This is a genomic window from Cellulosimicrobium cellulans (assembly GCF_016921195.1).
Classification (GTDB): Bacteria; Actinomycetota; Actinomycetes; order Actinomycetales; family Cellulomonadaceae; genus Cellulosimicrobium; species Cellulosimicrobium cellulans_F.
In genome coordinates this window covers 249,780-276,406 of record NZ_JAFGYF010000003.1, presented here as the reverse complement: position 1 = coordinate 276,406, position 26,627 = coordinate 249,780, and the positions used below count along the sequence as shown (strand labels likewise).

Genomic DNA, 26,627 nt, shown 5'->3' with positions numbered 1-26,627 from the left:
GGGTCCGTGGACTACGTCGACCGCGTGCGCGCGGAGTGGGCTGAGCAGCGGCCGGACCTCGACACCGCGACGTCGGCGGTCGGAGCCCGGCTGCGGCGCGTCGCGGCGCTGCTCGAGGCGGCGCTGGAGCGCTCTGCGGCACGGCACGACGTCTCGCGCGCGGAGTTCGACGTGCTGGCGGCGCTGCGCCGCGCCGGGCGGCCGCTGCGCGCGGGCGAGGTCACGACGATGACGGGCGCTCCCGGTGCGTCGATCACCAAGCGCCTCGACCGGCTCGAGCGCGCCGGGCTCGTCGAGCGGACCGTCGCCGAGCGTGACCGGCGCGGCGTCCTCGTCGCGCTCACCGCCGCGGGGACCGCGCTCGTCGACGAGGTCTTCCCCCAGCAGCTCGATCGCGAGCGCGCGGCGCTCGCCGACCTGGACCAGGACGAGCGGGACGAGCTCGCGCGCCTGCTCGCCGTCGTGCTGCGCCGCCTCGACCCCGTCGACTACTGACGTCGTCCCGCGCGACGCCGGGACGACGAAGGCCGGGCGGGGCGGGTCGTCCCGCTCCGCCCGGCCTCCGGGTCGACGCTCAGGCCTGCGGCGGGCGCGTCATCGACAGGACGTCGAGCGCCTCGTCGAGCTGCGCCTCGGTGACCTCGCCGCGCTCGACGAAGCCGAGGTCGATCACGGCCTGGCGGACGGTGACGCCCTCCTTGACGGAGTGCTTCGCGACCTTCGCGGCCGCCTCGTAGCCGATCACGCGGTTGAGGGGCGTGACGATCGACGGCGACGACTCGGCGAGCGCGAGCGCCTTCTCGACGTTCGCGGTGATGCCCGCGACGGTCTTGTCGGCGAGCACGCGCGAGGCGTTCGCGAGGAGACGGATCGACTCCAGCACGCCCTGCGCGATGACGGGGATCTGGACGTTGAGCTCGAACGAGCCCGACGCGCCCGCCCACGTCACGGTCGCGTCGTTGCCGACGACGCGCGCGGCGACCATGAGCACGGCCTCCGGGACCACCGGGTTCACCTTGCCCGGCATGATCGAGCTGCCCGGCTGGAGGTCGGGGATGAAGATCTCGCCGAGGCCCGTGTTGGGGCCCGAGCCCATCCAGCGCAGGTCGTTGCAGATCTTGGTGAGCGACACCGCGATGGTGCGCAGCGCGCCGGACAGCTCGACGAGACCGTCGCGCGACGACTGCGCCTCGAAGTGGTCGCGCGCCTCGGTGAGCGGCAGGCCGGTGTCCTCGACGAGCAGCGCGATGACGCGCTGCGGGAACCCGGCGGGCGTGTTGATGCCCGTGCCGACGGCGGTGCCGCCGAGGGGGACCTCGGCCGCGCGGGGGAGCGCCGCCTCCAGGCGCTCGACGCCGTAGCGGATCGCGGCGGCGTAGCCGCCGAACTCCTGGCCGAGCGTCACGGGCGTGGCGTCCATGAGGTGCGTGCGGCCCGACTTGACGACGGTCGCGAACTCGGCGGACTTGGCCTCGAGCGTCGCGGCCAGGTGGCCGAGCGCCGGCACGAGGTCGCGCACGACCCCGGCGGTCGCCGCGACGTGCACCGACGTGGGGAACACGTCGTTGGAGGACTGCGACGCGTTGACGTGGTCGTTCGGGTGCACGTCGCGCCCGAGCGAGCGCGTCGCGAGCGTCGCGAGCACCTCGTTCGTGTTCATGTTCGACGACGTCCCGGACCCGGTCTGGTAGACGTCCACCGGGAAGTGCGCGTCGTGCGCGCCCGACGCGACCTCGTCGGCCGCTGCGACGATGGCCGCGGCGACGTCCTCGTCGAGCACGCCGAGCTCGGCGTTCGCCCGGGCCGCTGCCTTCTTCACACGGGCGAGGGCCTCGATGTGGCCACGCTCGAGCGGGGTGCCGGAGATCGGGAAGTTCTCGACCGCGCGCTGCGTCTGCGCGCGGTAGAGCGCCTGCGCGGGGACGCGCACCTCACCCATGGTGTCGTGCTCGATGCGGTACTCGGTCGTCGGAGCGGCCTCGCCGGCGGCGGCGCCGGGAGCCTCGGGAGATGCAGTCATGGGGCCATCCTGCCGCACCGCGCGCAGGCTCCCGCAACCCGCGTGACCGAGGTCACGCGGGGTGCGAGGAGGTGCCCGTGGCGCGAGCTCATACGTCGGCGCGGGGCGCCTCGCCGACGTCGCCCACGACGTCGACCAGGTGCGCGCGGCCCTCGGCGAAGTCGTACTCGACGCCGACGATCGCGCAGCGACCCTCGGCGACCGCGGCCGCGAGGCCGGCGGAGTAGGAGTGCAGCATGTCGACCGTGTTGCGCACGTGCTCGCGTCGGAGCACGGCGGGGTCGAGGTTCTCCAGCGAGCCGTTGCCGGCGCCCGTGATCTTCGCGACCGACGGGATGACCCGGTCGACGACGGCCCGGACGAACCCGTCGGCCTGGGCCCCGGTCGTGAGCGTCTCCACCGCGGCGCCCACGGCGCCGCACGAGTCGTGCCCGAGCACCACGACGAGCGGCGCGGAGAGGATCTCGACCCCGTACTCGATCGAGCCCAGCACCGTGGTGTCGACGACGTGGCCCGCGGTCCGCACGACGAACATGTCGCCGAGGCCCTGGTCGAAGATGATCTCCGCCGCGACGCGCGAGTCCGAGCACCCGAACAGCACCGTGTGCGGGTGCTGCGCCGCCGAGGTCTCCCGCCTTCGGTCCGCACCCTGCGAGGGGTGGATCGGGGCGTCCGAGACGAACCGGTCGTTGCCGGCGCGCAGGGTCGCCCAGGCCTCGGCCGGGGTGAGGGGAGCGGGGGAAGAGGCAGACGTCATGGACCCATGATCACGCACGGCGTCGTCGCAGGCAGCGGGCGTTCGCATGGCGAGCCACGAGGTCCGGGTGTAGCCATGGAGGGGACGCCGGTGGAACCGGCAGGCCGCGACCGAGGGGAGCTGACGTGCGTCGACGCACCCGAGCGCTCGCCGTCCTGGTCGCCGTGGGGCTCGTGGCGCCGCTCGCCGCGTGCGGCCCGGGCGACGACGGGACGCCGGTGCTCACGTGGTACATCAACCCGGACAACGGCGGACAGGCCGACATCGCCGCCTCCTGCACGGACGCCGCCGGGGGCGCGTACCGGATCCAGACCGAGCTCCTGCCGCGCGACGCCGCGTCGCAGCGCGAGCAGCTCGCCCGACGCCTCGCGGCGAAGGACTCGTCGATCGACATCATGAGCCTCGACCCGGTGTTCATCGCCGAGTTCGCGGAGGCCGACTTCCTCGCACCGGTACCGGCCGACGTCGCCGACGCGACGACGCAGGACGTCGTCCAGGGCGCGATCGACGCGTCGACGTGGAAGGACGAGCTGGTCGCCATCCCGTTCTGGGCCAACACCCAGCTCCTGTGGTACCGCAAGTCCGTCGCCGAGGCCGCGGGGCTCGACCTGTCGCAGCCCGTCACGTGGGAGCAGATCATGCAGGCGGCGCAGGACCAGGACAAGCTCCTCGCGGTCCAGGGCGCCAAGGCCGAGTCCCTGACGGTGTGGATCAACGCGCTCGTCGAGGGCGCGGGCGGCCACATCATCGAGAACCCGGAGGCGCCGGCCGACGAGGTGAAGCTCGGCCTCGACACCGACGCGGGCAAGGCCGCCGCGCAGATCATCGGAGACATCGGCACCTCCGGCGTCGGCGGGCCGGGCCTCCCGAGCGAGGACGAGCCGGCGTCGCTCACCAAGTTCCAGGGCGACAGCGGGTCGTTCATGGTCAACTGGCCGTTCGTCTGGTCCTCCACGCAGGGCGCCGTCGAGGCGGGCTCGCTCGACCAGTCGCTGCTCGACGACATCGGCTGGGCGCTGTACCCCCGGACCACCGAGGGCGAGGACGCCCGCCCGCCCTACGGCGGCATCTCGCTCGGCATCGGGGCGTTCGGCAAGCACACCGACCTCGCGTACGAGGCAGCACAGTGCATCGTCAGCCCGGAGAACCAGGCCGAGTACTTCGTCACCAACGGCAACCCGGCCGCGAGCATCGAGGCGTACGAGGACCCGGACGTCCAGAAGGCGTTCCCCATGTACGACGTCATCCGTGACTCGCTCGACCAGGCCGCGCCGCGGCCGCAGACGCCGTTCTACAACGAGGTCTCCACGGGCCTGCAGCAGACGTGGTACCCGCCTGCCGACGTCGACCCCGACACGACGCCGCAGCAGTCCACCGAGTTCATCACCGCCGTCCTGCGAGGGGAGCGACTCCTGTGAACGCCGGACCTCCCGCCGAGCCCGCGCCCCGCGGCCGGCACGCCACGCCGTCGACCAACGCCGACGAGGCGCCGACCCGCCGCGGCTCTGAGTCCCGTGGTGCGTCCCGGGACGACGCCCGCGGCGCGCCCGACGCCGCGGCGAAGGCCGCGCGCAGCGACCGGGCCCGCGCCGAGGCGCGCCTCGGGTGGTACCTCGCGGGGCCGGCGTTCGTCGTCATGCTCGCCGTGACGCTGTACCCGATCCTCCAGGCGGTCTACGACTCGCTCTTCAACTACAAGCTCACCGCCCCCGACGACCGCGCGTTCGTCGGGCTCAACAACTACATCGTGATCCTCACGGACTCGGTGTGGTGGCGCGACCTCGGCGTGACGCTCTTCATCACGGTCGTCACGGTCGTCATCGAGCTGATCCTCGGGTTCGCGCTCGCGCTCGTCATGCACCGCGCGATCAGGCGCCTGCGCGGGCTCCTGCGCACCGCGATCCTCGTGCCCTACGGGATCATCACCGTCGTCTCGGCGTTCGCCTGGTTCTACGCGTTCGACATCACCTCCGGGTACGTCAACCACTGGTTCGACTGGGTGCCCGGCATCGGGCCGGACCTCAACTGGTTCGCGCAGCAGGGCACGAGCCTGTTCGTCATCATCGCGTCCGAGGTCTGGAAGACGACGCCGTTCATCTCGCTCCTCCTGCTGGCCGGGCTTGCACAGGTGCCGGGCGACCTCGAGGAGGCCGCGAAGGTCGACGGCGCGACCGCGTGGCAGCGGTTCACGCGGGTGATCGTGCCGAACATGAAGGCCGCGATCATGGTCGCCGTCCTGTTCCGCGCGCTCGACGCCTTCCGCATCTTCGACAACGTCTTCATCATGACCAACGGTGCCAACGGCACGGAGGTGCTCTCGCTGCTCGCCTACCGCACCTCGATCGGCCAGCTCCAGATCGGCATGGGCTCGGCGATCTCCGTGCTGCTGTTCCTGTGCGTCGTGCTCATCTGCTTCGTCGCGATCAAGCTCTTCAAGGTGGATCTCGCCGGCGCGAGGGGGGAGAAGTGATGGGCAGCGTCCTCAGCACCAAGGCCAAGATCTGGTGGGCCGTCATCACGGTCGTCGTCCTCGTCGGGGCGCTGTTCCCCGTGGCGTCGATCTTCATGACGAGCTTCAAGGCGCCCAGCGACATCAACTCCGGGACGTTCCTCCCGCCGCGGTGGAGCTCCGACAACTACGAGCAGATCCTCGCGTCCGGAGGCTCCGCGCAGGAGCTGTTCCTCTCCGCGCTGCGCAACTCGATCGGCATCTCGCTCATCGCGACCGTCATCGCCGTCGTGCTCGCGACGCTGTGCGCCTACGCGATCGCACGCCTGAACTTCCCGGGCAAGCGCCTCATCCTCACGACGGCGCTCGGCGTCTCGATCTTCCCGGTCGTCTCGATCGTCACGCCCCTGTTCAACCTCTGGCGCAACATCGGCCTCTACGACACCTGGCTCGGGCTCATCATCCCGTACCTGTCGCTCACGCTCCCGATCTCCATCTGGACGCTCGCGGCGTTCTTCCGGCAGATCCCGTGGGAGCTCGAGCAGGCCGCCCAGGTCGACGGCGCGACGCCGTGGCAGGCGTTCCGCAAGGCGATCGTCCCGCTCGCCGCGCCGGGCGTGTTCACCACCGCGCTCATCGCGTTCTTCATCGCGTGGAACGACTTCGTCTACGGCATCTCGCTCACGTCGACGAGCGCGGCCCGCCCCGTCCCGGCGGCGCTCGCGTTCTTCACCGGCGCGTCGTACTTCGAGGAGCCGACCGGCGCGATCTCCGCCGCGGCCGTCGTCGTGACCATCCCGGTGGTCGTGCTCGTCGTGCTGTTCCAGCGCCAGATCGTCTCCGGCCTGACCCAGGGGGCGGTGAAGGGATGAGTCTCACCGCCCCGCAGCCCGCCGCGGCACCGCCGCGCCTCGCCCGCACCGCCGGGCACCGTGCCGCACGCCGAACCCGAGGAGAGAGCTGATGGCGTCGATCACCCTCAAGGACATCGTCAAGCGCTACGGCGACGGGTTCCTCGCGGTGGACCGCGTGAACCTCGACATCGCCGACGGCGAGTTCGTCATCCTCGTCGGCCCGTCGGGCTCCGGGAAGTCGACGGTCCTGCGCATGATCGTCGGGCTCGAGGACATCACGTCCGGCGAGCTGAACATCGACGGCGTGCGCGTCAACGAGAAGGCGCCGCGCGAGCGCGACCTCTCGATGGTGTTCCAGAACTACGCGCTCTACCCCCACCTCACGGTGGCCGAGAACATCGCGTTCCCGCTGCGCCTCGCCAAGGGCAAGCACAGCGAGGAGGAGATCCGCGAGAAGGTCGAGCGCGCTGCCGACATGCTGGACCTGCGCGAGCACCTGGACCGCAAGCCCGCGAACCTCTCCGGTGGGCAGCGGCAGCGCGTCGCGATGGGCCGCGCGATCGTGCGTGACGCGAAGGCGTTCCTCTTCGACGAGCCGCTGTCGAACCTCGACGCCAAGCTGCGCGGCCAGACGCGCACCGAGATCGCGCGGCTCCAGCGGCGCCTCGGCACGACGACCGTCTACGTCACCCATGACCAGACCGAGGCCATGACGCTCGGCGACCGCGTCGCCGTGCTACGCCGCGGCGTGCTCCAGCAGGTCGCGAGCCCGCGCGGGCTCTACGAGCAGCCGGTCAACCTGTTCGTCGCGGGCTTCATCGGGACGCCGCCCATGAACTTCCTGCCGGGCGAGGTGTCGGGCGGGAGGATCACGTTGCCGTTCGGCGAGTTCGACATGCCGGAGAGCATCGCGTCGGCCGTGGGCGACCGCGGCCTGGTCATCGTGGGCCTGCGCCCCGAGCACTTCGAGGACGCGCGGCTCGTGGACCCGTCCAAGAAGGACCGGGGGCACACGTTCGAGGCGCAGATCGACGTCACCGAGTGGCTCGGCGCGGAGCTCTACGCGTACGTCCCGTTCGAGATGCACGAGTCCGTGAAGGGACAGCTCGAGGAGCTGGACCGCGAGCTCGACGGCGAGGGCCTGCGCACGCAGTTCGTCGTCGCGCTCGACTCCGCGTCGCGCGTGCGCGACGGCGACGTGACCGACCTGTGGTTCGACCCGACGAAGATGATGATCTTCGACCCCGAGACGAGCGAGAACCTCACGCGGGACGACGCCGAGGCCGAGCGCATCGAGACCGAGAACGCCGAGGACCGCAAGCGCTCGCTCGAGCGAGCGCAGAAGCAGGACGCCCAGGTCTGAGGCTCGCGGCGGCCGCGGTCGCCCCGTCCCCGAGGCTCGTGGCCGCCGGTCAGGTGGACGCGAGCTCGGCGCGTCGCGGCGGGTTGGCGCCGGCGCGGGAGACGGTGACGGCGGCGACGGCCGCGCAGCGCTCGAGCAGGGCGGTGAGCGTGCCGGGGTCGATCGCGCGCAGGGCGTCGCGGCGGTCGGCACCGAGCAGGCCGGCGTCCCAGAGCCCGTCGAGGAGCGCGCCCATGAAGGAGTCGCCGGCGCCGACGGTGTCCACGACGTCCACGCGCGGGGCGGTGACGCGCTGCTCGCCGGTGGCGGTGAGGGCGAGGGCGCCGTCGCCGCCGTACGTGATGACGACGAGCGCGGGGCCGAGCGTGAGCCACTGGTGGGCGAGGTCGACGGGGTCGGTCTCGGGCGCGAGCCAGGCGAGGTCCTCGTCGCTGACCTTGACGACGTCGGCGAGGGTGACGAGCGCCTCGATCCGGGTACGAGCGTCGGCGGGGTCGCCCATGAGGGCGGGGCGGGCGTTGGGGTCGTAGGTGATCGTCGCGGTGTCGCGTGCGGCGGCGACGAGCGCGCGCACGTCGGAGGCGCCGGGTTCGAGGACGGCGGCGATCGAGCCGGTGTGCACGGCGAGCGTGCCCGCGTCCGGGGCGGTGGCGGCCGGGACGCGCCAGTCCAGGTCGAAGTCGTAGGTCGCGGCGCCGTGGGCGTCGAGGTGGGCGGTGGCGACGCTGGTCCTCTGGGCGTCGGTGCTGCCGGAGGTGAGGGTCACGGCGGAGTCGTCGAGCCAGGCCCGGATCGCCTCCCCGTGCGCGTCCGGGCCGAGCCAGGTGGCCAGGCGTGCGTCGCGGCCGAGGCGCCCGAGGGTGAGGGCGACGTTGGCGAGACTGCCGCCGGGGTGCTCGTCGACGCTGCCGTCGGCGCGGTGCACGACGTCGATCAACGCCTCACCCACCACGAGCACGTGCTCGCGCTCCGGGGTGCCGTCGGGCGCGGGGGCGGCGGGGCTGGTGCTCATCGGTCGTCTCCGGTGGTGTCGTCGGGGTTCTCGTCGCTCGTCTCGTCCGGCCTGCCGCCGGGCGCGCTCGCCGCGTCCTGGGCGCGTGCGGCGTCGAGCCGGGCTCGCGCGCCGTCCAGCCACTCCTGGCAGCGCGCGGCCAGCGCCTCGCCGCGCTCCCAGAGCGCGAGCGACGCCTCGAGCGGCTCGCCGCCGGCCTCGAGCCGCGCGACCACCTGCACGAGCTCGTCGCGCGCCTGCTCGTACGACAGGCTCGCGACGTCGGTCGTGACAGCGTTGTCAAAGGAAGTCACGGCAGTATTCAACCCCATCTGTGCGTCATGGTCGGACACGCCGTCCGCGGAACGGACGCCGGGTAGTTCTCGGGTCGCCGCCTCACGGGGCGACCCCGGGGCCGTCGGGGTGGCTCTCGGCGTGCGGCCCGGTCACCCGCGCGTCGAGCGCGCCCCGCGCGAGCCGCACGAGCACGAGGTCGTCCGCCGCGACGTCGTCGGGGGAGCGGACGACGTGCCCGTCCGCGCGCTGGACGACGGCGTAGCCGCGCTCGAGCGTCGACGCCGGCGACAGCGCCCGCACCTGGCCCTCCAGCCGGCCGACCTCGCCCCCGGCGCGCACGAGCCGCGCGTCCAGGGCGCGGCGGCCGCGGTCGCGCAGCGCGGCGACGCGCTCCTCGCGATCCGTGAGCATCGTGCCCGGAGCGGCGAGCACCGGACGCGAACGGAGGCCGTCGAGCCCGGCCTGCTCGCGCGACACCCGGCCGGCGATCGCCGTGCGCAGCCGGTGGCGGCTCTGGGACAGCCGCGACCGTTCCTCGGCGACGTCCGGGACCACGCGCTTGGCAGCGGCCGTCGGGGTCGAGGCGCGGTGGTCCGCGACCAGGTCGAGGAGCGGGCAGTCGGTCTCGTGCCCGATCGCGCTCACGAGCGGGGTCCGGCACGCCGCCGCCACCCGGACGAGGGTCTCGTTCGAGAAGGGCAGCAGGTCCTCCACGGCACCGCCCCCGCGCGCGACGACGATCACCTCGACGTCCGGGTGGGCGTCGAGCGCCCGGATCGCATCGCCCACCTGCTGGACGGCGTGCGCGCCCTGGACCGCGACCTCGCGGATCTCGAACCGGACCTGGGGCCAGCGGGCCCGCGCGTTGACCACCACGTCGTGCTCCGCCTTGGACTCTCGGCCGCACACCAGCCCGACGACGTTCGGCAGGAACGGCAGCGGCCGCTTGCGGTCGGCGTCGAACAGCCCCTCGGCGGCGAGCACGCGCTTGAGGTGCTCGATGCGCGCGAGCAGGTCGCCCACGCCCACCGGCCGGATCTCGCGCGCCTGGAGCTGGAGCGTCCCGCGCCGGGTCCAGAAGACCGGCTTGGCGTGCACGACGACGTGCGCGCCCTCCGTCAGCGGCGCGCCGTCGAGGACGCGCGGCGCCGCGGAGACGGGCAGGGACATGTCCAGGTCGGTGTCGCGCAGCGTGAGGAACGCGGTCGACGTGCCCGGACGGCGGTTGAGCTGGACGACCTGTCCCTCGACCCACACGGGCGCCATGCGGTCCACGTACTGCTCGATCTTGCGGGCGAGGAGCCGCACGGGCCACGGGTGGTCCGCGCTCGTCTCGAGCGCTCGCGCCGGCAGCGGGCCGCGGCCACTGTCCCCGGGCCGAGGGGAACCCGCGGACGGCGTGCCCGGCCGCGGGACGTCGTCGGGCAGGGGGAGCGGGGCGGTCACGGGACCAGCCTGCCGCACCCCACCCACGCCCACCCGGTGCGCCCGCGCGACGGGACGCGGCGCGTGCCAGGAGGAACCGGTCACGGGGCCAGGAGGTCGGCCGTCACGAGCACGTACCCCTGGGCGCGCAGGTCGTCGATGATGCCGGGGACGGCGTCGACCGTCGTGCCGTGGATGTCGTGCATGAGCACGACGCTGCCCGGCCGGGCACCCTCGACGGCCCGCCGCCGGGTCTCCGCGGCGTCCTTGGTCTTCCAGTCGAGCGTGTCGAGGTTCCACAGGATCACCTGGAGACCCGTCCGGGTCGCGACCGACCGGACGCGGTCGTCGACGTCGCCGTACGGCGGGCGCAGGAACGTGGGTGTCACCCCGGACGCCCGCGTGATCGCGTCCTGCGTGCGCTCGAGCTCGGCGCGCACCGCGTCGTCGTCGAGGGTCGTGAGCTGGGGGTGGTCCCACGTGTGGTTCGCGAGCAGGTGCCCCGCCGCGGCCGTGTCACGCACCACGTCGGGGCGCTTCTCGACGTTGGTGCCGACGAGGAAGAACGTCGCGGTGACGTGCTTGTCCGCGAGCGTCTGCAGCAAGCGCTCGGTGTCGGCTCCCGGCCCGTCGTCGAACGTCAGGGCGACGCACCGGTCGACCGTGCAGTCCACGCCCTGCGCGCGCCCCAGCTCTCGGCGCTGCTGCAGCGTCAGGGCCAGCCGGTCGGTCCACACCGCCTCGGTGGCACCGAGCACGGCGTCGCGCTGCGCGACGGTCTCGGCGACGGGGGCGCCGCCCACGCCGGCGTCGAGCGTGGCGCCCGCGGCGGCGAGCGCGGCGTCGAGCGACGTGCGGTGCGCCTCGTCGGAGACGAGGCCGGCCGACTCGGCGAGCACCGGACGACCCTCGGCGACGGCGTCCTCGAGCCCGTCGTACGCCCACTGCTGCCACGCCGTCGCGACCTCCCGCGTCGCCCCGGCGACCGCGGCCGTCGCGTCGTCGAGCGTCTCGGGCGACGGCGTGGAGCCTGTGACGACCTCGAACCGGCGTTCCGGCAGCGAACGAGGGAAGAAGGGGTTCGGGCGCGTGAGCGTGTCGACCGTGCGGTCCTCGACGGGGTACTCGACGGGGAGCCCGAGGAGCGTGGCGGCCTCCGGCAGCGCCGCTGCCAGGGGCTCGCGCACGGCCGGGTCGGCGACCTGGTCCGCGCTCTGCGCCAGCACGGCGCCACCGACCACGTGCGCCACGGCGAGCGTCGCGAGGCGGGGCGCGTACGCCGCCTCCGCCTCGGCGCGGGCGGTCGCGGCGTCGCGCTCCGCCTGCGCGACGTCGGCGTGGTACCGCTCGACGGACTCGACCCACCGTTCGTGCTCCACGGACGCGGCGAGGACGAGCGCACCGGCCACCACGACGGCGATGCCGGGCACGAGCCACCGCCACACGCGCCGCCGAGGACGCGCCGGCCCGGCAGGATCGACGGGGTCGGCGGTCCCCGCGGGCCCGCTCGGGCCGGTGGCGGCGGGGGGAGCGTCGGGAGCGGTCGGGTCGAGGTCGTCGGCCATCACTCGATCCTCCGGCGCCGTGGGACGTCCGGCGACCGGGAGCGCCGCCCTTCCGGGGTGAGATCCGTCTCGCGGCCCGCGTCCGTGCCGCTCGCGGCAGCGAGTCGCGGAGGGACGGTGGAGCACCGGCGACCGCCGTGTGAGGAGCGCGGGCGCGGCCGGTGGGTGACGGGCCTCACCGAGGTCGGTGCGCGGGCCCTCGCCTAGACTCGATGGCGTGAGCGACCACCCCGCCGGCTCGTCCGCGCACCCGTCCGACCGCCCCGCCGTCCCGTCGGAGGCGGCCCCGCAGAACCCCGCGCCTCGCAAGCGCGTCCTGCTGGCCGCGCCGCGCGGCTACTGCGCGGGCGTGGACCGGGCCGTCGTCGCGGTCGAGAAGGCGCTCGAGCACTACGGCGCGCCGGTGTACGTGCGCAAGGAGATCGTGCACAACAAGTTCGTCGTCGAGACGCTGAGCGAGCGCGGCGCGGTGTTCGTGGACGAGACCGACGAGGTCCCCGAGGGCGCGCGCGTCGTGTTCTCGGCGCACGGCGTCTCGCCCGCGGTCAAGGCCGCCGCGGCGGCGCGGAACCTCGACACCATCGACGCCACGTGCCCCCTCGTGACCAAGGTGCACAAGGAGGCCGTGCGCTTCGCCAAGGACGACTACGACATCCTCCTCATCGGCCACACCGGGCACGAGGAGGTCGAGGGCACGGCGGGCGAGGCGCCCGACCACGTCCAGGTCGTCGACTCGCCCGACCACGTCGACGACGTCGTGGTCCGCGACCCCGACAAGGTCGTGTGGATCTCGCAGACCACGCTGTCCGTCGACGAGACCATGGAGACGGTCCGCCGGCTGCGGCAGAAGTTCCCGACCCTCCAGGACCCGCCGAGCGACGACATCTGCTACGCGACGCAGAACCGCCAGGTCGCGGTGAAGAAGCTCGCGCCCGACGCGGACGTCGTCATCGTCGTGGGCTCGGCGAACTCGTCCAACTCGGTGCGTCTCGTCGAGGTCGCGCTCCAGGCCGGTGCCGGGGCGTCGTACCGCGTCGACCGGGCGAAGGAGATCGACCCGGCCTGGCTCGAGGGCGCGACGACCGTCGGGGTGACGTCCGGCGCCTCGGTGCCCGAGATCCTCGTGGACGACGTGATCGCCTACCTCGCGGAGCGGGGGTTCGGCGAGGTCGAGGAGGTGCGCACCGCGACCGAGGACCTCATGTTCTCGCTGCCGCGGGAGCTGCGCGCGGACCTCAAGGCGTCCGGGTCGGACGGCGGTCGTCCGGCCCGCGGGGGGCGCACCTCGCTCTCCGTCCAGCCCGTCTGACGCCCGCGCCGGGGTCGACGGCAGCCGCCGGCTCGGGGCGAGCGGTCAGGCGCTCGCCCCGCCGGCGGACGGCTCCCGACGGGACTCCTCACGGTCGTCGCGCTCGTCGATCGCGATCACGGACTCGTTGACGGACGCCAGCAGCTCGGGCGCGCTCACCGCGCTGAGCTGCGGGTTCACGGTCGGCGGCGTCGCGAGCTCGTCGTCGACGACGTGCAGGTCCGCGAACCGGCGCGCGCTGACGAGCACGCGCGTCTCGAGCGAACCGACCGTCCGGTTGTAGGAGTCCGCGGCGCTCTGGAGCTGGCGCCCGAGCTTGGCGAGGTGCGAGCCCATGACCGCGAGGCGGCCGTGCAGCTCCTTGCCGAGCGTGAGCACCTGCTGCGCGTTCGTGGCCAGGGCGTCCTGCCGCCACGCGTACGCGATGGTCCGCAGCATCGCGACCATGGTCATGGGCGTCGCGATGACGACGTTCTTCGCGACGGCGTGCTCGAGCAGCGACGGGTCCTGCTCGACGGCGGCCGAGAGGAACGACTCCGCCGGGACGAACATGACGACGAACTCCGGCGCCGGGGCGAACTGGTCCCAGTAGCGCTTGGCGCCGAGGTCGTCGACGTGCTTGCGCATGTGGCGCGCGTGCGCGGCGAGCCGGTCGGCGCGCACCGCAGGGTCGGTCGCGCCCTGCGCGTCGAGATAGCCGAGGAACGCGACCTTGGCGTCGACCACGACCTGCTTGCCACCGGCGAGGCGGACCACCATGTCGGGGCGCAGCGCACCGTCGTCCGTCGCGACCTGGTCCTGCTCCACGAAGTCGACGTGGGGGAGCATTCCGGCCGCCTCGACCACGCGCCGGAGCTGCAGCTCCCCCCACGCGCCGCGCACCTGGGACGACCGCAGCGCGGTGACGAGCTGCGACGTCTCGGCGCGCAGGAGCTCCGACGCGTCGCGCACCCCGCGCACCTGCTCGGCAAGGCTGCCGTGCGCGGCGAGCCGGGCACGCTCGGCCTCGGCGACCTCGGCCCGCACCTTCTCGAGCGCACCCGCGAGCGGCTCCACGAGGTGGCGCACCGCCTCCTCGCGGCGCTCCAGCTCGGCCGCGCCCTGCTCCTGGCTGCGGCGCAGGCGCTCCTCCGCCTGGACGAGGAACTGCTCCGTGCCCGCGGCCAGCACCTTGCGCGAGAGCGCCTCGAACTGCGCCTCGAGCCGGCGGTGGTCACCCTGGACCTCCTCGACGCGGCGCTCGGCCGCCGCCCGCAGCTCGGCCAGCTGCTGCTCGTGGGCCGCCCGCGCGAGGTCGAGGCGCTCGTCCGCGCTGCGCTGCGCCGCGCCGAGCTGGCGCGCGAAGCCCTCGCGCTCGGCCTCCAGCCGCTCCGCCAGGCCCGCGCCGCGCGCCGCCTCCTGCTGCGCCTGCCCCAGGAGCTGGGTGAGCCGGCGAACCTCCGCCGCGGCGGCGTCGGGCGAGGCGCGCCGCACGGTGAGGACGAGCGCGGCGCCGCCGACGAGCCCCAGCACGAGGCCGACGGCGAAGAGCAACCATCCCGAGGTGTCCATGGCGGCACCCTCCCACGGGGGACCGACACGACGGCCGTCGACACGTCGCGCGCCCTGGCGGACAGGTCGTGACAAAAGGCACCGGCCGAGGTCGGAGGGCTCCGCTACGTTGGTCGCATGGTCGATCCCACCCCCGTACCACCCGTCGCGCCGGCCGGTGCGCTCGCTCAGGGTCCGGTGCCCGGAGCGGCACCGGGCCCCCACCCCGGCACGCAGCCCGGCCCTCCGACGCCGCCCGACCCCGCCGCCGCGCTCTCGCTGCGCGGGCTGTGGAAGCGGTTCGGCGAGAAGATCGCCGTCGCCGGCATCGACCTGGACGTCCCGGCGGGCTCGTTCTACGGGCTCGTCGGGCCCAACGGCGCGGGCAAGACGACGACCCTGTCCATGGCGACCGGGCTGCTGCGTCCCGACGCGGGCTCCGCGCATGTCCACGGCACCGACCTCTGGGCGGACCCCGTGGCCGGCAAGCGGCAGCTCGGCGTGCTGCCCGACGGCGTCCGGCTGTTCGACCGGCTCACCGGCGCGCAGCTCGTCACCTACGCGGGCCTCCTGCGCGGCATGGACCGGGACACCGTGGCGGAGCGCACCGCCGAGCTCCTCGCGGCGCTCGACCTCGCCAAGGACGCGAACACCTTCGTCGTCGACTACTCGGCCGGCATGACCAAGAAGATCGCGCTCGCGACCGCGCTCATCCACGCCCCGCGCACGCTCGTCCTCGACGAGCCGTTCGAGGCGGTCGACCCTGTCTCGGCCGCCAACATCCGCGACATCCTCGCGGGCTACGTCGCGAGCGGCGGGACCGTCGTCGTGTCGTCGCACGTCATGGACCTGGTGCAGCGCATGTGCGACCACGTCGCGGTCGTCGCGGGCGGGCACGTCCTCGCGGCGGGGACGGTCGACGCGGTGCGCGGAGACCAGAGCCTCGAGGACCGCTTCGTCGACCTCGTCGGCGGACGGCAGAGCACGGAGGGCCTCGCGTGGTTGCGCAGTTCGTAAGGCTCAAGCTCACCCTCATGGGCAACACGTTCCGGCGGAGCGTGTGGCAGACGATCGGGTTCCTCGTCGGGGCGCTCTACGGGCTGTTCGTCGTGGGGATGCTCGTCGTCGGGATGGTCGTGCTCGGCACGGACGACCCCGTCCTCGCGGGGTCGATCATGGTTCTCGTCGGAGCGCTCGCCGTCCTCGGGTGGTGGGTGATCCCGCTCTTCGCGTTCGGGGTCGACGCGACCCTCGACCCCCAGCGCTTCGTCCTGTTCGGGATCCCGCAGCGCCGGCTGCTCGCCGGCCTCGCCGTCGCGGGGGTCGTCTCGGTCCCCGGGATCGTCACGGCGCTGGCCGCGCTCGGCGTCTCCTTCGCGTGGTGGCGCACGCCGCTCGCGGTGCTCGCCGCGCTCGTCGGTGCGGTCCTCGCGGTGGCGCTGTGCGTCGTCGGCTCCCGGGCGACGACGACGGCCCTCGCGCCGCTGCTCGAGTCGCGCCGCTACCGCGAGGTCGTCACGATCGCCGCCTTCGTGCCGCTCGTCCTCGTCGGCCCGGCCTTCGCCTGGGTCGGCTCGCAGCTCGGGGAAGGCCCCGTGGACGGCGACGCCGTGCGGGGCATGGTGACGCGCCTCGCCGAGATCGCGGCGTGGACGCCGTTCGGCGCGCCGTGGGGACTGGGCGCCGCCGTGCACGACGGCGCGTGGGGCCTCGCGCTCGCGCGTCTCGTCGTCGCGCTGGTCACGCTCGTCCTGGCCTGGGTCGTGTGGGACAAGGCGCTCTCCCGGGCGCTCGTCACGCCGCCCACCTCCGGGGCGGGCAGCCGGGCCAAGGGGCTGGGCTTCTTCTCCCGGTTCCCCGCGACACCGACCGGGGCGGTCGCGGCGCGCACCGCGACCTACTGGCTCCGCGACCCGCGCTACTCGGGGTCCATCGCCGTCGTGCCGCTCATCCCGGTCGTGCTGCTCGTGGTGGGTGGGGGGTCGGGTTCGGAGATCTTCCTCGCGCTCGCGCCCTTCACCGCGTGGATCCTCGGCTTCTCGATCTCGGCGGACATCGCGTACGACCACACGGCGTTCGCGCTGCACGTGACGACGGGGGTCTCCGGACGCGCGGACCGGTGGGGTCGGGCCCTCCCGGTGCTCGTCGCCGGGGGCGTCGTGACGATGGTGTTCGCGGTGGTCTCCGTCGCCGTGGCGGGACGGTGGGACACGCTGCCGGCGCTGCTCGGCCTGACGGTCGGCACGCTCCTGGTCGCGACCGGCGTCTCGAGCGCGACGTCGGCCCGGCTGCTGTACCCGGTGCCCAAGCCGGGCGACAGCCCGTTCAAGCAGCCGCAGGGCGCGGCGATGGCGACGCTCGTCGCGCAGTCGGTCGCGATGCTCCTCGTCCTCGCGCTGTCGATCCCGTTCCTCGTGCCGGGTCTCGTCGCGATCCTGGCCGACCTGCCGGCCGTGGGCTGGGTGACGCTCGTCGTGGGCGCCGCCGTGGGCGTCGTCGTCCTGCTCCTCGGCGTCCGGTGGGGCGCGCGCGCCTACGACCGGCGTGCGCCCGAGCTGTTGCAGAAGGTGATGTCGGCGGCCTGACGTCCGGGCCGGGGTCCGCGCACCGCGGCCCCGGCCCGTAGACTCGGGCGACGTGGCACTCACTATCGGCATCGTCGGCCTGCCCAACGTCGGCAAGTCCACCCTGTTCAACGCCCTGACGCGCAACCAGGTCCTCGCCGCGAACTACCCGTTCGCGACGATCGACCCCAACGTCGGCGTCGTCTCGCTCCCCGACCCGCGGCTCGACAAGCTCGCCGAGATCTTCGGCAGCCAGCGCGTCCTGCCCGCGACCGTGTCGTTCGTCGACATCGCCGGGATCGTCAAGGGTGCCAGCGAGGGGGAGGGGCTCGGCAACAAGTTCCTGGCGAACATCCGCGAGGCCGACGCGATCTGCCAGGTGACCCGAGCGTTCTCCGACCCGGACGTCGTCCGCGTCGAGGGCTCCACCGACGCCGAGGGCGACATCGAGACCATCAGCACCGAGCTGATCCTCGCCGACCTCCAGACGCTCGAGAAGACGGTTCCTCGCCTCGAGAAGGAGGTGAAGATCAAGAAGGGCGACGCGGCCCTCCTCGACGCCGCGAAAAAGGCGCAGGCGATCCTCGAGGCCGGCACGACCCTCTTCCAGGGCGCCGCCGCCGCCGGGCTCGACCTCGCTGACGTGGCGAGCCTCCAGCTCCTCACGGCCAAGCCGTTCATCTACGTGTTCAACACCGACGACGCCGGTCTCGCGGACGACGACCTGCAGGATCGTCTGCGCGCACTCGTCGCGCCGGCCCAGGCGATCTTCCTCGACGCGAAGTTCGAGTCCGAGCTCGTCGAGCTCGAGCCGGACGAGGCGAAGGAGATGCTCGCCGAGTCGGGGCAGGACGAGGCCGGGCTGGACCAGCTCGCGCGCGTCGGTTTCGACACCCTCGGGCTCCAGACCTACCTCACCGCGGGTCCCAAGGAGGCACGCGCCTGGACCATCCGCAAGGGCTGGACCGCGCCGCAGGCGGCCGGCGTCATCCACACCGACTTCGAGCGCGGCTTCATCAAGGCGGAGGTCGTCTCCTTCGAGGACCTCGTCGCGACGGGGTCCGTCGCTGCCGCGCGGGCCGCGGGCAAGGCGCGCGTCGAGGGCAAGGACTACGTCATGGCCGACGGCGACGTGGTGGAGTTCCGGTTCAACGTCTGACCCGGCTCGTCATGCCCTGCTGACGCCGGGCGCTCCAGCCGGCGTCCTCGGTCCGATCGTTAACCCGGGGCGCAAGGGACGTTGCTCGACCGGTCGTTGTTCGAGGTCGGGTGGCCTGCGAGGCTCGAAGCGTACCGAGCAGCCACCACGGCAAGGAGAACGGCGATGACTTCCACGACCCCCGTCGCGACGCCCCGGATGTCGAACCCGGCAACGCTCCTCGAGGGTGCCTCGGGCGCGATCTTCGCGCTGATGAAGGCAGCCCGGCAGACGGACCTTCCGCACGCGACGCTCGAGCTCGTGCACCTGCGGACCAGCCAGATCAACGGCTGCAGCCTCTGCGTGGAGTCGGGCGTGAGGTCCGCGAAGCAGGCAGGCGAGAGCGACGAGCGCCTGCACGCGGTGGTCGCCTGGCGTGAGACGCCGTACTTCACCGACGAGGAGTGCGCCGCCCTCGCGCTGGCGGAGAGCGTCACCCGGCTGGCCGATCGACCGGACGCCGTCCCCGACGAAGTGTGGGACGAGGCGGCGAGCTTCTTCGACGAGCGCCAGCTGGCCGCCCTGGTCCTCTACGTCGCGACGACCAACCTGTTCAACAGGCTCAACGCGACGACACGTCAGCTCGCCGGTGGTTCCTGGAGCTGAGCGGGTCCTGACGCGAGCGACTCCCTGCCGTCCAAGCGCCTGGCGTCGCTGGAGTCGGCCGAGTAGGTCGCCGCTCTGCGCGAGATCGTCGACGCACCGACCCTGGCGGCGTCCCGGTCGAGACGCGGGCCGGGGCCTGACCGCCTGCCGCATCGTGAGACGAGGCAGGTCTGCCGGACCGGGCCAGGAGTCGTTTCGTGCGTGTTTCCCTGCTGTCGCAGGGCGGAAACGTCTGCGTACCGGCCAGTATCAACTCGGTAACGATCGACCGCAGCAACCGGGCAAGGGGGAGAAGCGTCGCAACTTGCTGGGTAGCGTTGCCCCAAACCGTGGTGGGCATTCCCGTCCACGCGCGCCGACACCAACCGGCTCGCGGGCGACGGGGCGGCCCGGGGGGTGAACGAACGCCCGTCCGTCCGCGCCCACCATCCCTTGGAGGAGGAACATTGAAGATCAGGCGCACCAGTGCCGCTCTCGCCGTGACGGTCACGGGGGCACTGCTGTTCTCCGCGTGCAGCGGCACGTCGGGTGACGGCGAGACCGACGGCGGCGACGACGCGGGCATCAACACCGAGTCTGCGGTCACCGTCGCGTGGGAGGCTCCGCTCAACGAGCTCAACCTGAGCTCCCAGAACGGGAACGCGACCCAGAACGCGGTCATCAACTACATGCTCAACTCGGGCTTCAACTACTACGACGCCGACCTGAACATCGTCCAGGACGAGTCGTTCGGCACGTACGAGAAGGTCTCCGACGACCCGCTGACCATCGAGTACACGGTCAACGAGAACACGAAGTGGTCTGACGGTACCGCGTTCGACGCGACCGACATGCTCCTCAGCTGGGCCGCCCTGTCCAGCAAGTTCAACACGGTCGAGGCCGAGCTGGACGAAGAGGGTAACGTCATCAACCAGGACGAGGTGGACGCGGGCGTCTACTTCGACGGTACGGACCCCGGCATCGCGCTCATCACGCAGACGCCCGAGATCTCCGAGGACGGCAAGACGATCACGTTCGTCTACGACAAGCCGTTCGGTGACTGGGAGCTCAGCTTCACGAACGAGTTCGTCCCGGCCCACGTCGTCGCGCAGAAGGCGCTCGGCATCGAGGACCCGCAGGAGGCCAAGGACGCGCTCCGCGACGCCATCGTCAACGGCGACACCGCCGCGCTCTCGCCCATCTCGTCGTTCTGGAACTCCGGCTTCGAGTTCACGTCGCTGCCCGACGACCCGGCGCTCTACGTCTCGAACGGCGCGTACACGCTCGAGGAGTACGAGGAGAACCAGTTCCTCACGCTGAAGGCGAACCCGGACTACCAGGGCAAGAACAAGGCCTCGGTCGACACCATCACGGTCCGCTACATCGAGGACCCGATGGCCCAGGTGCAGGCGCTGCAGAACGGTGAGGTCGACCTCATCGGCCCGCAGGCCTCGGCCGACGTCCGGACCGCGCTCGAGGCGCTCGACGGCGTCGAGACCCACTCGGGCATCGAGGGCACGTACGAGCACGTCGACCTGGTCTTCCAGAACGGCGGACCGTTCGACCCGCAGACCTACGGTGGCGACGCGGAGAAGGCCAAGGCCGTCCGCCAGGCGTTCCTGCTGACGATCCCGCGCCAGACGATCGTCGACAACCTCATCAAGCCGCTCAACCCGGACGCCGAGGTGCGTAACTCGAACATCCTCCTCCCCGGCTCGCCGAACTACGACCAGATGGTCGCGGAGAACGGCTCGGACTTCTACGACCCGTCGAAGGCGGCCGAGAACATCGAGAAGGCGAAGCAGCTGCTCGCCGACGCCGGGGTCGCGACCCCGATCACGGTGCGCTTCGCGTACAACAACGAGAACACGCGCCGCGTGAACCAGCTCGCGCTCATCACGGACGCCGCCTCGCAGGCCGGGTTCACGATCCAGGACACCGGCCGTCCGGCCGCCGAGTGGGGCACTCTCCTCGCGACGGGCCAGGACCAGTACGACGCGTCGCTGTTCGGCTGGCAGTCGACATCGACCGCGGTCACCGAGTCGGACGCCAACTTCCGCTGGGCCCCGACGCCGGGCATCAACAACTACGGCCAGTACAACAACCCGGCCGTGGACGCCGCGCTCGACCAGCTGCAGGTCGCGACCGACCCCGAGGAGCAGTTCCAGCTCCAGCTCGAGGTCGAGAAGAACCTCTGGGCCGACGGCTTCGGTGTGACCATCTTCCAGTTCCCCGCCATCCAGGGCTGGGACGAGAACCTGAAGGGCGTCGAGTCGATCACGATCAGCCCGACGATCTTCCACGGGTTCTGGAACTGGACGTTCGAGGGCTGAGCTCCTTGACGCCCTGACGCGGCCCGCCGTCGTCCGATCCGGACGGCGGCGGGCTCGTCCGAGTGTGGGACCGGGGGTCCCGGCGGCTCGTCCGCCCCGGAACCCCCGGTCCTCGCGTGCTCCCGTCCCCGACGTCACCCCACTGACGGGCTGTCGCCGTCGGTTCACGATCACGCGAGACCCGCGCGTAGAATCGACCGGCCCCAGACCCGGGGTCCCTACCGACCAGCGAGGTAAGACCTCCGATGTTCTCCTTCATCTCGCGGCGTGTGCTGGCAGGGTTGGCCACCCTCCTCGTGTCCACGTTCGCGATGTTCCTGCTCGTGAGCGCCGCGATCCGGCCCTACATCTTCATGGACCTCGAGGGCAGCACCGCTCCCAACAAGCAGCAGCTCATCGATCAGCGCACGATCGACCTCGACCTCAACACGAACGTCGTCATCCGCTACTTCAAGTGGCTCGGCGACTTCGTGCAGGGGGACCTCGGCGTCGCGTGGCGCTCCGGCCAGCAGGTCACGACGCTGCTCCAGGGCGCCGTGATCTCGACCATCCAGCTCGTCGCCGCAGCAACGGTGCTCGCGGTGATCTTCGGCGTGATGGTCGGCATCGTCAGCGCGCTGCGCCAGTACAGCACGTTCGACTACCTGACGATCTTCGTGTCGTTCGTCCTCTACTCGCTCCCCGCCTTCTGGGTCGCCGTCCTGCTCAAGCAGTGGGGCGCGATCGGCTTCAACGACTTCCTCCGGGACCCGAACCTCTCGATCCTCGCGATCGCCGTCATCGGGGTGGTGTTCGGCCTCCTGTGGTCACTGGCGTTCGGCGGCACCGCGCGCCGACGCCTCACGGTCTTCGGCATGGGTTTCGCCGCGAGCGCGCTCGCGCTGCTCTACCTCCAGCTCTCCGGCTGGTGGGACCGGCCGAACCTCGGGCCGGTCATCATCGTGGTCACGGGCGGCGCCCTCGCCTTCGCGATCACGGCGCTCGTGTCGGGCCTGAAGAACCGCCGCGCGCTGTACGCCTCGCTCACGACCGTCGTCGTCGGCGTGGTCGTCTACTTCCCGATCCAGTCGGTGCTGCGCCAGGTCGACAACTGGTGGCTCGTGCTCGTGCTCGCCGTCGTCACCGTCGCCGTCGGCATCGGGATCGGGTACGCGTGGGGCGGGCCGGACAAGGGCGTGTCCGCGCGTGCCGCGGGGATCACTGCCTTCCTCGTCGGGTCGATGATCTTCGTCGACAAGGTCATGTCCGTGTGGCCGGCGTACTTCGGCGCCCCGGCCATCAACGGCCGTCCCATCCCGACGATCGGCAACGGCACGCCGAACCTCGGCGGCAACTTCTGGGTGCAGGTCCTCGACCAGTACACGCACCTGCTGCTGCCGACCATCGCGCTCGTGCTCATCCAGTTCGCCGGGTACACGCGCTACTCGCGCTCGAGCATGCTCGAGGTGATGAGCCAGGACTACATCCGCACGGCGCGCGCGAAGGGCCTGCCGGAGCGGACCGTCGTCATGCGGCACGGGTTCCGCAACACGCTGATCCCGCTCGCGACGATCGTCCCCATCGACGTCATCACGCTGCTCGGCGGTGCGATCATCACGGAGCAGGTCTTCGCCCGACCGGGCATGGGCCTGCTCTTCCTGAGGTCGTTGCGGGGCGGCGAGATCGATCCCGTCATGGCCTACCTCGTCATCGTCGCGGCCCTCGCCATCATCGCCAACATCGTGGCTGACCTCATCTACGCAGCCCTCGACCCGCGGATCCGGGTGAACGCATGAGCAACACACCGAACGACGCGCCGCAGGGCGGCGCGCTCGAGAACCAGATCGAGCTGCTCGAGGTCGAGGGGCTGTCCCAGGGGCAGATCGTCCGACGGCGCTTCTTCCACCACAAGGGCGCGGTCGTCGCGCTCGTCTTCCTCGTCGGGATCATCCTCCTGGCGATCACGTCCATCGGGATCGGCGGCTGGGACGGCTGGTACGCCTACAAGGCGTCCGGCCAGGGGTCGACGTACCCCCTCGTGAACGGCGGCCGCCCGTCGGCCGAGCACATCTTCGGCCAGGACGAGGCCGGCCGTGACGTGTTCGCGCGCGTCATGCAGGGAACCCAGACGTCGCTGCTCGTCGTTCTCGCCGTCGGCGTCATCTCGACGCTCATGGGCGTCCTCGTGGGTGCGCTGTCGGGCTTCTTCCGGGGTGCCACCGACTCGTGGCTCATGCGCTTCACGGACCTCATCATCACGATGCCGGTCATCGTGATCGGCGCGGTGCTCGCTCTGCTCTCCGGCGGCAGCAACGCGCTCATCCTCGGTGCGTTCCTCGGCCTCGTCCTGTGGCCGCCGCTCGCGCGCCTCGTGCGCGGCGAGTTCCTCTCGCTGCGCGAGCGCGAGTTCGTCGACGCGGCGCGCGTCGCGGGGGCCAGCAACAGCCGGATCATCTTCAAGCACATGCTGCCCAACGCGGTGGGCGTGATCATCGTCAACGTCACGCTGCTCATGAGCTCGGCGATCCTGCTCGAGACGGCGCTGAGCTACCTCGGCGTCGGCATCCAGGCGCCGGCGACCTCGCTCGGCAAGCTCATCAGCGACTACCAGGAGGCGTTCGCGACGCGTCCGTGGCTGTTCTGGTGGCCTGGTCTGTTCATCGTCGCGATCGCGCTGTGCGTCAACTTCATCGGTGACGGCCTGCGCGACGCGTTCGACCCGCGTCAGAAGCGGATCCCGTCGGAGCGCAAGATGGCGCGCGCGAAGCGCGTCGCGCGTCCCACGGCCGCCGCCGCGCCGGGCTCGACCGGTGAGGCCGGGGCGAGCTGATGACCGCCGTCGTCGCCGCCCGTCCGGGAGGTCCTCGACCTCTCGGACGGCGCGGCGCGCCGCGGCCGCGGTCAGGCGGTGAGCACCACGACCGTCGCGACCGCGAGCGCGCCCAGCACGGCGAGCTGCACGACGTGCCACGTGGTGCGGGCGCCCGGAGCGCCGGGCACCGCGCGGTCGAGGTGACCGGCTTCCGCGAGCAGGCCGTGCCGCTGCGTCACGGCCTCGGCCACGGCCTCGGCGTTCGCGCCGCTGACCACGCGCTCCCGGTCCACGGGGTTCCGGCGGGAGCTGCGCAGCCAGCGGGCCGATCCGCTCGACCGGGGCGCCGCCCAGGCCGTCACCGTGCCGCCTGCGTAGCGAACCTCGAGCGAGTACCGGGTCTCGACGCCCTCGTACGCGGTCCACGGCACGTGGACGGTGCGGGCGACGTTGCGGACCTCGACCCCGCCGTCGGACACCTCCACGGCGGGACGCCAGAACAGCATCCAGACGAGGTACGTCACGAGCGCGGCGGGGAGCAGAGCCCCGGCGACCGCGGCGACGTCCCCCGTCAGGGCCGTGACCACGACCAGGGCGACGGCGACGGCGCCCGTCGCCACCGTGAGGACTCGGCCGTACGTCGAACGGAAGACCAGCGTGGGACCCATGCGCCCATGCTCGCAGAGTCGAGGCGCCACGAGCGCCGGCTCCAGCAGGAAGGACACTGATCAGCGTGGCCATCGAGACGTCTCCCGCGGCCCCGGCCGCGCGCCAGGGCAGCCCCGTGCTGACCGTGCGCAACCTCGGCGTGGACTTCTACGTCGACAAGGCCTGGTACCCCGCGGCCACGGACGTGAGCTACGACCTCCACTCCGGTGAGGTCCTCGCGATCGTCGGCGAGTCCGGCTCGGGCAAGTCCCAGTCGTCGCTCGCGCTGCTGGGCCTGCTCCCGCCGAACGGGCGCGCGCGCGGCTCCGCGAAGCTCGGCGACCGCGAGCTCATCGGTATGTCGCACGGCTCGCTGCGGCACGTCCGCGGCAAGGAGATCTCCATGATCTTCCAGGAGCCGATGACGGCGCTGAACCCCGTGTACACCGTGGGCTTCCAGATCGTCGAGACCATCCGGACGCACTTCAACGTCGGCCCCGCCGACGCCAAGGAGCGCGCGGTCGAGCTCCTGCGGCTCGTCGAGATCCCCGAGCCGGAGCGCCGCTTCGACGCGTACCCGCACCAGCTCTCCGGCGGTCAGCGCCAGCGCGCGATGATCGCCCAGGCCCTCGCGTGCGACCCCAAGCTCCTCGTCGCCGACGAGCCGACCACGGCGCTCGACGTGACCGTCCAGGCCGAGATCCTCAAGCTGCTCCGCGACCTGCGATACCGGGTCGACGCCGCGATCATCCTCATCACGCACGACATGGGCGTGGTGGCCGACATGGCCGACTCGATCATGGTCATGAAGGACGGCCAGGTCGTCGAGCGGGGCACGTCGGCCGAGATCTTCGGTGCGCCGAAGCACCCGTACACGATCCGCCTGCTCGAGGCGGTCCCGCACCTCGGGTCCACGCGCGAGGCGACCATGGTCACCGACCGGGTTCCCGCCGCGGGCGCCGCGGACCGCCCGCTCGTGCTCGACGCGCGGGACATGGTCATCGAGTACCCGGGGCGTCGCCGCCAGGCGGCGTTCCGCGCGGTCGACGAGGTGTCGGTGCAGATCCACCAGGGCGAGGTCCTGGGGCTCGTCGGCGAGTCGGGCTCCGGCAAGACGACCATCGGCCGTGCGGCGGTCGGGCTCCTTCCGGTCACCGGGGGTTCGCTCGAGATCGTGGGCAGGAACATGGTGGGCGCCACGACCAAGGACCTCAAGCCGCTGCGCACCGAGGTCGGCATCGTGTTCCAGGACCCGGGGTCGTCGCTCAACCCGCGCCTGCCGATCGGCGAGTCCATCGGCGAGCCGCTCATGCTGCACAAGGGCGTCAAGGGCAAGGAGCTCAGCCGCGAGGTCGAGCGCCTCCTCGACCAGGTCGAGCTGCCGCGCGCGATGCGCAACCGCTACCCGCACGAGCTCTCGGGCGGTCAGCGCCAGCGCGTCGGCATCGCCCGTGCGCTCTCGCTCGAGCCCAAGCTGCTCGTGGCGGACGAGCCGACGTCGGCGCTCGACGTGTCCGTGCAGGCCAAGGTCCTCGACCTCTTCACCGACCTGCAGCGGGAGCACGGTTTCGCGTGCCTCTTCATCTCGCACGACCTCGCGGTCGTCGAGATGCTGTCCGACCGCATCGCCGTCATGCACAAGGGCAAGCTGGTCGAGGTGGGCGAGACGGCGCAGATCGTGCACGCCCCGGAGCACCCGTACACGCAGCGTCTCCTCGCCGCGGTCCCCGTCCCGGACCCGGCGGCGCAGCGCGAGCGCCGTGCCGCGCGCGACGCTCTGCTCGCGGCCGCGGCGCGCGACATCGCGAACGACGAGCTGTCGTCGCTCGTGGACGAGGAGCGCTCGCTCGCCGAGACCCGCGACGACATCGACCACGAGCGGAGCGCGCCGCCCACCGCGGGCGCGGGTTTCTGACCGAGCCCGCACCGCCGGACGGATCGGAGGACG

General features: G+C 72.3%; 22 protein-coding genes. 14 read left to right on the top strand and 8 right to left on the bottom strand.

Annotated elements, in window-relative coordinates:
- Positions 1-6 precede the first annotated feature (6 nt).
- A complete protein-coding gene (locus JN535_RS20720; protein ID WP_205205253.1) occupies positions 7-495 on the top strand; it encodes a MarR family winged helix-turn-helix transcriptional regulator in 489 nt (162 codons plus the stop codon).
- 79 nt (positions 496-574) lie between these two features.
- On the opposite strand, the gene JN535_RS09330 is transcribed toward JN535_RS20720, so the two are convergent.
- The gene (locus JN535_RS09330; protein WP_205205251.1) at positions 575-2,020 is read right to left on the bottom strand and encodes a class II fumarate hydratase; all 1,446 of its coding nucleotides are present in this window, start codon (positions 2,018-2,020) and stop codon (positions 575-577) included.
- A gap of 88 nt (positions 2,021-2,108) precedes the next feature.
- Positions 2,109-2,777, bottom strand: coding sequence for a carbonic anhydrase (locus JN535_RS09325; RefSeq protein WP_205205250.1), 669 nt, complete (start codon positions 2,775-2,777; stop codon positions 2,109-2,111).
- A 125-nt stretch (positions 2,778-2,902) separates the two neighbouring features.
- On the opposite strand from JN535_RS09325, the gene JN535_RS09320 reads away from it, so the two are divergent.
- The 4 genes from JN535_RS09320 (at position 2,903) to JN535_RS09305 (ending at position 7,443) form a co-directional block, all read left to right on the top strand.
- Complete coding sequence (locus JN535_RS09320) at positions 2,903-4,195, top strand: sugar ABC transporter substrate-binding protein (protein ID WP_205205249.1); 1,293 nt, start codon at positions 2,903-2,905, stop codon at positions 4,193-4,195.
- The gene (locus JN535_RS09315; protein ID WP_307868484.1) at positions 4,192-5,247 is read left to right on the top strand and encodes a carbohydrate ABC transporter permease; all 1,056 of its coding nucleotides are present in this window, start codon (positions 4,192-4,194) and stop codon (positions 5,245-5,247) included. The genes JN535_RS09320 and JN535_RS09315 overlap by 4 nt, the downstream gene beginning before the upstream one ends.
- Positions 5,247-6,098, top strand: coding sequence for a carbohydrate ABC transporter permease (locus tag JN535_RS09310; protein ID WP_205205247.1), 852 nt, complete (start codon positions 5,247-5,249; stop codon positions 6,096-6,098). The genes JN535_RS09315 and JN535_RS09310 overlap by 1 nt, the downstream gene beginning before the upstream one ends.
- A 91-nt stretch (positions 6,099-6,189) precedes the next feature.
- Positions 6,190-7,443, top strand: coding sequence for an ABC transporter ATP-binding protein (locus tag JN535_RS09305; RefSeq protein WP_205205246.1), 1,254 nt, complete (start codon positions 6,190-6,192; stop codon positions 7,441-7,443).
- Between the two features lie 49 nt (positions 7,444-7,492).
- Here the strand turns inward: JN535_RS09305 and JN535_RS09300 are convergent, their stop codons facing one another.
- From JN535_RS09300 to JN535_RS09285, 4 genes are all read right to left on the bottom strand, one after another.
- Positions 7,493-8,455 (bottom strand): carbohydrate kinase family protein, encoded by a 963-nt coding sequence (locus JN535_RS09300; protein ID WP_205205240.1) that lies wholly within the window; start codon positions 8,453-8,455, stop codon positions 7,493-7,495.
- Positions 8,452-8,766 carry an exodeoxyribonuclease VII small subunit gene (locus JN535_RS09295; RefSeq protein ID WP_205205238.1) on the bottom strand — a complete coding sequence of 105 codons (315 nt, stop codon included), beginning with the start codon at positions 8,764-8,766 and terminating at the stop codon, positions 8,452-8,454. The genes JN535_RS09300 and JN535_RS09295 overlap by 4 nt, the downstream gene beginning before the upstream one ends.
- A 64-nt stretch (positions 8,767-8,830) precedes the next feature.
- Positions 8,831-10,177, bottom strand: coding sequence for an exodeoxyribonuclease VII large subunit (xseA, locus tag JN535_RS09290; protein WP_374100492.1), 1,347 nt, complete (start codon positions 10,175-10,177; stop codon positions 8,831-8,833).
- Positions 10,178-10,257: 80 nt separating this feature from the next.
- Positions 10,258-11,721 carry a polysaccharide deacetylase family protein gene (locus tag JN535_RS09285; protein WP_205205236.1) on the bottom strand — a complete coding sequence of 488 codons (1,464 nt, stop codon included), beginning with the start codon at positions 11,719-11,721 and terminating at the stop codon, positions 10,258-10,260.
- Positions 11,722-11,938: 217 nt separating this feature from the next.
- Between JN535_RS09285 and JN535_RS09280 the strand changes: the two genes are divergently transcribed.
- The gene (locus JN535_RS09280) at positions 11,939-13,030 is read left to right on the top strand and encodes a 4-hydroxy-3-methylbut-2-enyl diphosphate reductase (protein ID WP_205205234.1); all 1,092 of its coding nucleotides are present in this window, start codon (positions 11,939-11,941) and stop codon (positions 13,028-13,030) included.
- Between the two features lie 45 nt (positions 13,031-13,075).
- On the opposite strand, the gene rmuC is transcribed toward JN535_RS09280, so the two are convergent.
- Positions 13,076-14,581 carry a DNA recombination protein RmuC gene (gene rmuC, locus JN535_RS09275; RefSeq protein WP_205205232.1) on the bottom strand — a complete coding sequence of 502 codons (1,506 nt, stop codon included), beginning with the start codon at positions 14,579-14,581 and terminating at the stop codon, positions 13,076-13,078.
- A gap of 117 nt (positions 14,582-14,698) precedes the next feature.
- Between rmuC and JN535_RS09270 the strand changes: the two genes are divergently transcribed.
- From JN535_RS09270 to JN535_RS09240, 7 genes are all read left to right on the top strand, one after another.
- A complete protein-coding gene (locus tag JN535_RS09270; protein WP_205205230.1) occupies positions 14,699-15,577 on the top strand; it encodes an ABC transporter ATP-binding protein in 879 nt (292 codons plus the stop codon).
- On the top strand, positions 15,559-17,145 hold the full coding sequence (locus JN535_RS09265; RefSeq protein ID WP_205205228.1) for a hypothetical protein: 1,587 nt from the start codon (positions 15,559-15,561) through the stop codon (positions 17,143-17,145). The genes JN535_RS09270 and JN535_RS09265 overlap by 19 nt, the downstream gene beginning before the upstream one ends.
- Before the next feature lie 52 nt (positions 17,146-17,197).
- Complete coding sequence (gene ychF, locus JN535_RS09260) at positions 17,198-18,283, top strand: redox-regulated ATPase YchF (RefSeq protein ID WP_205205227.1); 1,086 nt, start codon at positions 17,198-17,200, stop codon at positions 18,281-18,283.
- 165 nt (positions 18,284-18,448) lie between these two features.
- The gene (locus tag JN535_RS09255) at positions 18,449-18,928 is read left to right on the top strand and encodes a carboxymuconolactone decarboxylase family protein (protein ID WP_205205226.1); all 480 of its coding nucleotides are present in this window, start codon (positions 18,449-18,451) and stop codon (positions 18,926-18,928) included.
- Positions 18,929-19,374: 446 nt separating this feature from the next.
- Positions 19,375-21,240 (top strand): ABC transporter family substrate-binding protein, encoded by a 1,866-nt coding sequence (locus tag JN535_RS09250; protein ID WP_240200855.1) that lies wholly within the window; start codon positions 19,375-19,377, stop codon positions 21,238-21,240.
- A gap of 245 nt (positions 21,241-21,485) precedes the next feature.
- On the top strand, positions 21,486-23,015 hold the full coding sequence (locus tag JN535_RS09245) for an ABC transporter permease (RefSeq protein ID WP_205205225.1): 1,530 nt from the start codon (positions 21,486-21,488) through the stop codon (positions 23,013-23,015).
- Positions 23,012-24,049, top strand: a complete 1,038-nt coding sequence (locus JN535_RS09240) for an ABC transporter permease (protein WP_205205224.1) — start codon at positions 23,012-23,014, stop codon at positions 24,047-24,049. Before JN535_RS09245 ends, JN535_RS09240 begins: the two co-directional genes overlap by 4 nt.
- Positions 24,050-24,120: 71 nt before the next feature.
- On the opposite strand, the gene JN535_RS09235 is transcribed toward JN535_RS09240, so the two are convergent.
- Positions 24,121-24,699 carry a PH domain-containing protein gene (locus tag JN535_RS09235; RefSeq protein ID WP_205205223.1) on the bottom strand — a complete coding sequence of 193 codons (579 nt, stop codon included), beginning with the start codon at positions 24,697-24,699 and terminating at the stop codon, positions 24,121-24,123.
- A gap of 65 nt (positions 24,700-24,764) precedes the next feature.
- Here JN535_RS09235 and JN535_RS09230 point away from each other — a divergent pair, with 65 nt between their 5' ends.
- Complete coding sequence (locus JN535_RS09230; RefSeq protein ID WP_307868479.1) at positions 24,765-26,594, top strand: ABC transporter ATP-binding protein; 1,830 nt, start codon at positions 24,765-24,767, stop codon at positions 26,592-26,594.
- Positions 26,595-26,627: the final 33 nt, after the last annotated feature.